Annotated in this window: 7 protein-coding genes; all 7 read left to right on the top strand. The window is 31.3% G+C overall.

All coding sequences use genetic code 11. From position 1 onward, the window contains the following. The coding region (locus tag B2671_RS16460; RefSeq protein WP_346871377.1) for a nitroreductase family protein at positions 1–802 on the top strand (802 nt) is incomplete at its 5' end. Positions 803–833: 31 nt separating this feature from the next. Next, the gene (locus tag B2671_RS16455) at positions 834–1,295 is read left to right on the top strand and encodes a peroxiredoxin family protein (RefSeq protein ID WP_346871376.1); all 462 of its coding nucleotides are present in this window, start codon (positions 834–836) and stop codon (positions 1,293–1,295) included. A gap of 1,019 nt (positions 1,296–2,314) precedes the next feature. After that, positions 2,315–3,688: a YcaO-like family protein gene (locus B2671_RS16450; RefSeq protein ID WP_346871375.1), complete on the top strand. Its 1,374-nt coding sequence runs from the start codon at positions 2,315–2,317 to the stop codon at positions 3,686–3,688. Between the two features lie 748 nt (positions 3,689–4,436). Next, positions 4,437–5,621: a radical SAM protein gene (locus tag B2671_RS16445; RefSeq protein ID WP_346871374.1), complete on the top strand. Its 1,185-nt coding sequence runs from the start codon at positions 4,437–4,439 to the stop codon at positions 5,619–5,621. 831 nt (positions 5,622–6,452) lie between these two features. Continuing rightward, a complete protein-coding gene (locus B2671_RS16440) occupies positions 6,453–7,400 on the top strand; it encodes an ABC transporter ATP-binding protein (protein WP_346871373.1) in 948 nt (315 codons plus the stop codon). Further along, a complete protein-coding gene (locus B2671_RS16435) occupies positions 7,390–9,174 on the top strand; it encodes an ABC transporter ATP-binding protein (RefSeq protein WP_346871372.1) in 1,785 nt (594 codons plus the stop codon). The genes B2671_RS16440 and B2671_RS16435 overlap by 11 nt, the downstream gene beginning before the upstream one ends. Positions 9,175–9,681: 507 nt before the next feature. Then, the gene (locus B2671_RS16430) at positions 9,682–10,806 is read left to right on the top strand and encodes a radical SAM protein (protein ID WP_346871371.1); all 1,125 of its coding nucleotides are present in this window, start codon (positions 9,682–9,684) and stop codon (positions 10,804–10,806) included. Positions 10,807–11,018: the final 212 nt, after the last annotated feature.

Genomic DNA, 11,018 nt, shown 5'->3' with positions numbered 1-11,018 from the left:
ATACAGCGTAAGAAATTATAAAGAACAAGAGGTTGAACTAGATAAAAGAAAGGCAATTGAAACCTTTGTTAATTCCTTGGATAATCCTTTTGGAATAAAAGTTAACTTTCACTATCTTGACAATAGGGAGATGAAGGATGAAAAAAAGCTTGGAACTTATGGTGTTATTAAAGGGGCAATGCAATATATTGGAACAACTATTAAATTAGAACCAATGGCATTAGAAGCGCTAGGATACGAACTAGAAGCAGTTATTCTTTATTTAGCTCATCTTGCACTTGGGACTTGTTGGCTAGGGGGAACCTTTAATCGCAAAGGATTTGCAAAAGCTATGAATATAGAAGAAGATGAAATTTTTCCAATCATAACACCCTATGGTTATGCTGCTACGAAGAAGCATATGAAAGAAATTGTAATGAGAAAAATGATAAAAGCAGATCAACGTAAAGAATGGAATCAATTGTTTTACATAAATGATTTTCAGTCACCTCTTACAAAAGAAAAAGCAGGAGATCTAGAGGTTCCTTTGGAGATGGTTCGCTTAGGCCCATCAGCATCAAATAAGCAGCCTTGGAGAATTCTAATAAAGGACAATGCATGCCACTTTTATGAGTATAAACAGCCGGGATATAGTGACAGTTTTCCATATGATATTCAAAGGGTAGATATGGGGATTGCTGCAGCCCATTTTGATTTTTCAGTTAAAGAAAAGGGGCTCGAAGGTTACTTTGATACAGAATGTGAACCGAAATTAGATTTGCCTAACCATATGGAATATGTATTTTCTTGGATTAGAGAATAGAATAGGATATTAAAAAGGAGGTATTATAAAAGTGGCCAGTGTGGAATTAAACAAACAAGCACCATATTTTGAAATTAAAGATTTAAAAGGGAAAAAATTCAAGCTTTCTGATTTTAGAGGAGAGAGTAACATATTGATAGTGTTAAATAGGGGATTTATTTGACCTTTTTGCCAAAAGCATATGATGCAGTTGCATCAAGATTACAATAAATTTCTAGAAAAGGATACTAAAATAGCTGTAATTGGACCTGAAAATGCAAATAAGTTTAAGGATTATTGGGAAGAAAATAATCTTAAATTCTACGGTATCCCTGATGAAAAAAAATCTGTACTTAAACTATATGAGCAGAAGATTAATTTATTTAAGTTAGGGAGAATGCCAGCACAGATGTTAGTGGACAAAGAAGGAGTCCTAAGATATATACATTATGGGCACTCCATGCAGGATATCCCTGAAAATTCTGAAATGTTTAAGCTGATAAGCAAACTGTAATTCGTTTGGAACATAAAATTTCTAGGAAAGTTGGATTTAGAAGTTACTAACGAGATAGTTGTTAAATTGTTGAATAAATGGGTGTAAATTATATAATGAAAATGTGGAATTATTACAATATTAAAATGTAGGATTTTATTCATTTCCATTTTTACTATGGAAGTTTTCCTTAATGTTATTGAGTACTAATTTTTTATTTTCATAGAAGGGAGTTTTATTAAAAAAATCGTTCTCAGTGCAGAGAAGTTTCTGCACTCTAATATTTTACTTACGGTAGTTTTGTGATATCAGAGCTGCCGTTTATTTTTATCTTTAAACAAATAAATAATAAAAATATATATTGTAAATAAAATAATATATATATTAAAAACAACATGATGAATGCAACATTTTTGTTGAAAAAAAGTATTAGACAAAAAATTCATTCTAATTGCTAGGCGAAACAATTAATATAAAGTTGATAATTGACGAATGGTTTTTGTAGACATGCTCCTAAAATATAATTAAAATGTAATTAATGGTAAATAATTTGTTCATATATTTATTTCAAAATGAACTAATAGTAAAAAATGAACGATGTAAAGTTAAATGATACAAATATGTTAATAAAATGTTTCTATAAAATATACTAGGGTATTGAAACTTGATAGGCTGAAAGGAGATATAATTATGTATCAAAAATTCAAGGACAGAAAACCGTTAGAAACAATTGAAATGGCAAGAAGAGCACTAGCAAATTGGGGGGTATTTGTGACTGAAACATGGTTCGATAGTTTTCATGGACTATATTCAGTGGCATTAGTGGTGGATGGAACTGATTTCTATACATGTGGAAAAGGAACAGATAAGATATATGCACTGGCAAGTGCCTATGGTGAGATTATGGAGAGACTGCAAAATCTTGCTTTTTTTAGATTTAAAGGAAGAAGTCTTTTAAAAGATAATTGTANNCTGATTCCTTTGTTGAGAAGCAGAATGATGATGTTATTTATTCTAAGTTATCTTATTGGATGAACTGTGTGCAAGGGGATACAGATGATAAAATACTTAAAAAAATGCAGCAGTTTAGTTGTTCATCAGGAGAGTATATTAGATATGAAATATTTCGCAATATTCAAAATAATGAAGCGATAGCCTTGCCTATAGATATTGTAGATCTCTATTATGGTACCAACGGAATGGTGGCAGGAAACACTCAGGCGGAGGCCTTTGTCCAAGGAATATCGGAAATTTTAGAAAGGTTTGTAATCAAGGAAATTATAGAAAAACATATTACACCCCCTACTATTACTAATGAAGTTAAAAATAACATGCCAGATGTTATTAATTGGATAGATGCAATTGAGGAAACTGGAAATTATAAAGTGGAATTAAAGGATTTCTCTCTGGGGCGAGGAATTCCAGCCATTGGTTTGGTTCTGTACAACTGTAAGGATATTTCTTACTTTGTAAAAGCTGCTGCACATCCATCCCTTGAGGTTGCTGTTGAGCGTTGTTTTACAGAATTGATGCAAGGCAAAAAGATTGAAGCTTTTGAAGGGATGACACGGGGAAGTGATTTCTTAAAAGAAGGTGGAGATATTGATAATTTTATAGAAATATTTGTAGATAGTTCAGGTCGATATCCGTCAACGTTTTTTGTAGGAAATACATCATATGAGGGAAGTTTTGAGAAGAAATCTTATGTTGATAATCAAGAGATGCTATTTGATTTGATTTCTTTGATTAATGATTTAGGTCATTCTATTTTTGTGAGAGATGTAACAAAGTCTGAGATTTTAGCTTATCGTATTTTAGTTCCCGGCATGAGTGAATTATTCAATGTTATAGATCCAGTAGTGATTGAAGATTGCATTGATTATGAAAGGCTTCGAAATATCATACAATTTAAGTTGCGTGACATATCCATTGAAGAAGCTTATTTTGTGATTGAATTTCTAAAGAAAAAAAACTATTCTGAAAATCACACCCTTGACATCTTTATCGATGATATCAAGCTTACTGATGATAATATTTACTCCATTGTTTCCATAAAATTGTTCATGTGTCTTCTTTATATCAAAGTTAATGATCTTGAGAATGCTCTTCTATGGATGAGAAAATATAATAAGACGCTAGATCCTTCTGACCCAAGTAGTAGGTATTACCATTGTTATGAATTATACTTGGCTTTAAAAATTGAACATGATAGCAAGCAGCACATTAGTCAATTGTTATACTGTTATTTCGATGAAGAAATAGTTGATGAGGTTATGAGTGATGTAGATAATAACCCTTTTGAATATTTCTATCCACTAAATTGTAGTAATGATTGTTTGAATTGTGAATATTCTGCAATGTGTAAATGCAAAAATGAAAAGACTATATATAACTTAATAAGAAAACATTTGTGATATTAGATAGAATTTAATGTTATTTCTTAGTAGTACAAGCTTAAATCTAATCAAAATTGACATAAGTATTACGAGTGTGTAATTGCTTAGCTGAAACTGGTATAGGATTCTAATTTCAATTTTATTTTAGGTTATATATAGCTTATCGATGTATATGTCCTAAAATGAGAAAACTTGCCATTTCAATAGATATAAATGTAGCAATGATGCAAGCTATATAGTATTCATCATGCTATATATAAAGAAAGGAGGAAACCAAATGAAAATTATCAAAGTTAAGAGTAATGTAGTTAAGAAACCAGTTATCGTACCAAACAACTGTGGCGTGCATAAGAATCAAGCTACAACAATGTAAAGTAATAGTCTTTTATTGATACATTCTCAAACATGAGAGTATCATCGTCAATGTTTTGATTACTATATTTATTACTGTTATTTTGCAATAAATTATTTATTGTAATAAATTAAAACAATAGTGAAATAAATAGACGATATAGCATGTATGGATTTCATATAGTGCTTTTACAAAATTTTTCATTGAGTTACTATATGGAGATTTTGAGCACTCATAAATTAATAGTAATGCAAAAGACACAATTAGTTAGACGCTTACTATTTATTTAAATGTAAATCTAATCAAAAAGAAGACTTAGCAACTACTGATTAAGTAGTGACTAGGTCTTCTGATGTTTTGAAATGAATGTATTATTATAGATTTAAATTATACAATGACAATTGGAGGTGCAAAATGATATATGAATTTCCAGTAAATACATCAAAATACTATTTTGATGGCAATTCCTTGACATTATATAAAGATTCATTTGAAAATGTTCAGGAAATGCCTAAATTTTACGAAATGGCAGATAGAACATTAGGGAAAGCACTATTTCTAACAACAATAAATTGTAATGCAAACTGTGCTTATTGTTATGAAAAAGGAGATTTTTTTGGAGATGTAAATCCTATTATGAGTGAGGAAGCTGCGGATAAAGCAGTTAAATACTTACAAGATAAATATGATAAAATTTCTAAGGTTAGCTTTTTTGGTGGAGAACCCATTTTGAATTTTAAAGTTATTAAATATATTGTGGAGCAACTTGAAGCTAATTTTATTATTGAAAATTATGATATTGTAACCAATGGTGTATTAATTGATGATGAAATGATTAGTTTTTTTGAAAAGTATAACTTTAATATAACAATAAGTGTTGATGGTCCGAGTTTCATTCATGATAAGCTTAGAGTAAATTGCTTACATCATAAAATAATAAGTGTTATAAACCGATTAAAAGAAACTGCAATTTCAGATAAGGTTAAACTCAATTGCACATTGACAAAATTTCATCTTGAAAATATAAGTAGAGATGAACTTGCTGCGTATTTTGAAAGCTTGGGAGTTGAATACTATATTTCTGAAGTAGCAACTGAAATAGATTGGCTTAAAATAAAAGATAATCAAGATGAAGAAAAGGATATTGAAAAGTATATTGATGAATCATATAGTAAGATTTATGAAAATGCACCAAATAAGAATATTAGTATCTTTGTAAAGGCAATAATTGAGTCGTTATTACATGGTATATGCTTTGATGACTTTTGCTGTGAGTTGAGCAAAGGATTTTTAGAAACTTTTGACACTGATGGGAATCGTCACCCATGTGTTAGTTTAATTAAATATGATATTAATGATCCATTGGTAAGGGAATGCAACAATAAAAACAATAAGGTATGCAATGCATGTTGGGCAAGAAATATATGTAGAGACTGTGCAGCACAGTATGTTTCAGGTAAAGTAGAACGCCCATACTTAACAGGAAATTGTTATATGAAAAAGCATTATGAGTATTCATTAAGAAAAATTATAGAAATTCTTGAAGAATCAGAAGAAAGATTTCAATGCATAATTGACAATTATGAGCATTTTGCTTAATTTAGATTTAAATAGTGAATTATAAGCTATAGAAATTTATTATAATCGTACATGTGACTATTAGGTACTAAAATATTTTAGGGGGATAAATAGATGTCAAAATTTAACTTGTTCAGAAAAAAGACACTCGGGATACTTGATATCATTCGCATTCCTATTCATTACTGTCCCTTTTATTCTATTTCAATTGCAGTTGTTAGTTTTTTTAGTGGTGTAGTTCCAACACTTTCATTGCTAGCTGTTTCATACTTCATAAATTCTTCAATCAAATTTTTTACAGAAGGCTCAGGGGCAGCTCATATAAAGTTGTCTGTATTGGCAATTGTTTTATGTTCACTGTATTCGAGTTTGTCTCCTTTATTATTAGAGTATCTTAATACTAAGCTTGAAAATAGTTTAAGAGAGAATTTTTTTATTTCTTTANNAGCATTTAGTCTAATACTTAAGATCCTAGGAATTATGGGAGTCCTTCTATTTAAGGTTGCGTGGGCGGCATTAGCAATTGCATTTATAGCAATACCAACATTCCGTATTGCTATAAGAGGAGGTAAGGAAAATTATGAAGCGAATCGAGAGTCTGAAAAACATATAAGAAAAGCTGGGTACCTATCAGAAATTTTAATAGGAAGAAACGCTGCTAAAGAAAGAACTCTTTTTAACTACTCAAAGAAGATTAATGATTCGTGGCATAAGCAATACGAAGTTGCTAGGAATCTCAAGTTTAAGGCCAGTTTAAAATGGTTAAAGGAGTCTGAAATTGGTGGAATTTTAACTTCCTTACTGATAGCGGTTATTATCTTAATTCTTGTGTTTCCCCTCAAAAGAGGTTTATTGTCTATAGGACTATTTATTTCTATTGTTAATAGTACAATATCACTAATTCCAGATTTAGCTTGGCAATTGCCGGAGTATACCGAAGCAATAGCTCAATCCAAAGAATACTTAGAAGATTTTACGAGTCTATTGTCATTAAAGTATAAGAACGAGTACTTATGTGTTTCATCAGAGAATCGAATTTTAGTGAATCGCATAGAATTTAGGAATGTAACATTTCGATATCCAGGAACTAAACGCGATGTTTTAAAGAACCTTAACCTTGTTATTGAAAGCGGAAAGCACTATGCTCTTGTTGGATCTAATGGTTCAGGAAAGACAACAATCACTAAACTACTAACAGGATTGTATGAGGAATTTGAAGGAGATATTCTTATTAACGATATTTCAATCAAGATGTACAGTCAGAAGGAATTAAAATCCATGTTTGCTGTGGTATATCAAGATTTTGCAAAATACGAGATTTCTTTGAAGGATAATATTGCATTAGGAAATGTGAATGGTTATAGTACTCAACGTTTTCAAGAAGCAATTGAAGAAAGTGGATTAATTGAGTTAGTACAAGAACTACCTAGAGGCATTGATAGTTATATTGGAAGAATTATAAAGGATAGTCTTGATTTATCAGGAGGACAGTGGCAACGAATCGCAATGGCAAGAACACTGGTAAGTAATGCATCGTTGAGAATTTTAGATGAACCAACGGCAGCACTAGATCCAGTAAGTGAGAGTAGGCTTTACGAGAACTTTGAAAAAATTAATCATGGGAAGACAACACTTCTCATTAGTCATCGATTAGCTTCAACGAAACTTGCAGACGTTATATATGTTATTGAAGATGGAGCTGTAAGGGAGCATGGTAAATTCGATGAATTAATGACGAAAAATGGTTCTTATGCAGAAATGTTTCATAGTCAGAGGAGGTGGTATGAGAATGAAAACTAATAAAAAATCTTCGTTCCTTACAATTGTTCAGGCCTTTCGGAAAGTAGTTGGTGCCTGTCCAATGTACTTCCTATTTATTTGCATTATTGACTTGCTATTGGGTTTAACACTTGCCCTTAATACTGTAGCACTTGACCACTTTTTTAACGTTATTGGTAAATATATTACTGGTGAAGCAATGTTAGCAAGAATAATTGGTTCTTTTATATTACTTCTCCTTTGCATTCTAGCCAATCCGGTATTGAATGGAATAAGTACAGTTTTTGGTTTGGATTATGAGCGTAAAGTTACAGGAAAACTTGAAAAATTGTTTAATCAGAAATGTGCCATGCAGCAAACAGCTTATTTTGAGGACACTTCTTTTTTAGATGATATCAACAAGGCTCATGAAGGTGTAAAAAATAGTGTATCACTTATAACAGGAATTGTGGATACTACACTTATCTACATACCATACTTTATGATTATAGGTATTTACCTTTATAGGTTAAAACCAAATTTAGTTATAATTATTTTTCTATTTTCTCTCCCTGTTATGCTTTCTCAAATGTTTAAAAGTAGATTATATGCTCGACTTGAAGATAAGGCTGCACCGTTGCGTAGAGAGTGTGAGCATTATGAGGAATGCATCATTGGAAAAGAAAAATTGAAGGAAACAAGATTACTAGGAGCATATAATTTCTTTATTAAGAGATATAAGAATAAATTAGAAACACTGAATGACGAAATTATCAATACTCAAGTTAAATCAATAAGAATTGAGCTGTTATTTAAAATTTCGGCATTATTGGGACATATACTTACACTTTTATTGCTTATTAAGTATCTTTTTGACGGTTCTATTTCAGTAGGAAATTTTGGTGCTGTTTTAGCTTCAACTGGAATGATTATGAGTATGCTAGAACAGATGATTTGCTACATAATAGGAAATGCAATGAAAAGGATTGGTACTGTTGATAACTATCTTAAATTTATGAATATAAAAGAACAAGAAGAAAAGAAAATAAACTATGAAAAGGCTCCACAAATTGAGCTTAAGGATGTTTCTTTTAGCTATCCAGGAAGTAAGCTAGAGGCTATCTCAAATGTGTCTATGAAATTTGAGAGTGGCGAAATTGTAGCAATTGTAGGAGAAAATGGTGCTGGGAAAAGCACATTAATAAATCTAATTTCAGGAATTTACTTGCCCAATAAAGGTGGCGTATATTTTAATGATCAAGATACAAAATCATTAGACCCTAAAAGCTTGATGAAAAATATATCCAGTATATTCCAAAATTTTCAACGCTATAAGATGACATTACAGGATAATATTATTATAAGTGATACATCAACCACTGTGATACATCAATGTGTTGAGAACTCATTAAAAGAAGCTGATTTAAATGTGCCATCCAAAGTATTTCCACAAGGTATGAATACAATGCTTTCACGAGATTTTGATGGGGTGGACCTTTCAGGAGGGTATTGGCAAAGAGTAGCCATCGCAAGAGGTTTTTATAAGCAGCATAATATGATTCTTCTTGATGAACCTACAGCTGCAATTGATCCAATAGAAGAATCTAAATTATATATGAAATTTATCGAGTTCTCAAGAGGAAAAACATCTTTCATTGTTACGCACCGACTGGCTCTAACTAAGATGGCAGATAAAATAGTTGTTATGGACAAAGGTAAAGTTGTTCAGATAGGAACTCACAAAGAATTAATTAGTATAAATGGAAAGTATCAAGAATTGTATAATTCCCAAAGTAAGTGGTATGTAGAAAGCTAATCATAATTAATAGAAATATCACAAGTGTTTTATTGCTTAGATGAAACTGGTATAGAATTCTACCTTTGATTTTATTTTAGGATATATCCAACAAAGGAGAAAACTTGCCATTTCAATAGATAAAGACGTAGCAATAATGCAGGTTATATGGTATGCAACTTGCTACATCAAAAAGAAAGGAGGGAACAAGATGAAAATCATTAAAGTTAAGAGTAATGTTGTTAAGAATCCAGTTATCATGCCAAGCTCATGTGGAGTACACAAACAGCAAGTTTCAACAAAGTAAAGTTGTAGCTATGTTAACAAGGAAACACATTTAGAACCTTGAGAAATCAGGGTTCTTTTTAAGTGCAAAAAGTTATATGTTTCCAAAGACATAGTAAGGAAACAATGAAAGTGATATAATAAAGCGAATGAGTATGGCTTTTGAAGAAGAATACGTGAAAAAGCATAACAAGAAGAATTCAGATTGAATCTTTAAGAAGATAAATTAGAGGAGGATACATAATGAAAATTTCAAAAGAAGATGCGTTGATGTGGTTTGAGTTTTTTGCCATGCTGCCAGAGGATGAGGAGCTTATGACAAAACAACAGGAAATCATATACGCTACCTTTGCTCAAATAGAGGAGTCAATTGATCATAGAAATAATATCTTAATGTCAGAAATTAAAGACTTAAAAACTCTAGGGAATAGAACTTATTTTGTGGGAAATGAAAGAAGGTTTGCAATGGGATGCCGTTCTTGTCTTATGGGAACTGGCTTAAGTGCAATTAGAAAAACAAACAAATGTAACATAGAGTGTAAATTCTGCTATAACTATGGAGAATTAGAGGATCAGCCTCCTATAGGTGAAGGTATGTGGGAAATCGGAGGTACAAAGTTTTATGAGAAGGATATAGATTTACTTCTTTCCATCCATAAGAAGCCTACTGGGGTATGCTATGTTTATTTAGAGCCTTTTATGGAAATTGAAAAGTACTATCCTGTTATAAAGAAGTTTAGTGAGGCAGGGGTTCATCAACATTTATACACCAATGGTACTCTAGCTACGGAAGAAACCTTGAAGGCATTAGCAGAAGCTGGCCTTGACGAGATAAGATTCAACCTAGGGGCAACTAATTGTGCAGATAAAGTTATAAAAAATATTGGACTTGCTAAAAAATATATTAAAAATGTAGGGATAGAAACTCCAATGACTCCTGAGTTTTTTGAAGGATTCTTTGAAAAAAAAGAAGCAATTTTAGACACAAATCTGGATTTTATAAATTGTGCAGAGCTACATTTAAATGAGAATAACATACACAATTATGAAGGCGAAAACATGTATATTTCTAGACATGGCTATATTTCTCCAACTTGGAGCAGAGAATTAACTCTTAAATTCATGAAAATAGCTGAAGAGGAAAACTGGGATTTAGCAGTTCATGATTGCTCAAATCATACAAAATTTGCGAGAAATTTAAATTTGAGTAGCAAAGAAGGCAAGTGGTTTGGAGCTAGTAGCTATGGTTGTGAGTTTTCAAGGATACCATACGAAGTATTTTTACCAATACTGAAGGATGATAACTTCAAATTTTTATGTGAAGAAGAACTGCCTGAGGGCTATAAAGTAGGAGAGCTGTTTTTTTAATTAGATAAATGGAGTTTATTAGAATCATATAATACAAGCTTAGAAAAGTGAGAATCTAAATCTTAGATTTAGGTCTTTGAACTTACTGGTTAGAAGGTATGTGAGAAGGGGTTATATTAAAAAATCATATCAATAGTTTCAAGCCCTAAAGTGTAATTATGCACACTCTAGGGCTTTTTTGGGTGGAAATATACTTATAAGCTTGGTTGTTG

The sequence above is a fragment of the Clostridium sp. UBA5119 genome, assembly GCF_002414285.1.
In the GTDB taxonomy this organism is placed as follows: Bacteria; Bacillota; Clostridia; order Clostridiales; family Clostridiaceae; genus Clostridium_J; species Clostridium_J sulfidigenes.
The sequence above is the reverse complement of the archived record's forward strand: the minus strand, read 5'-3'. Positions and strand labels throughout refer to the sequence as shown.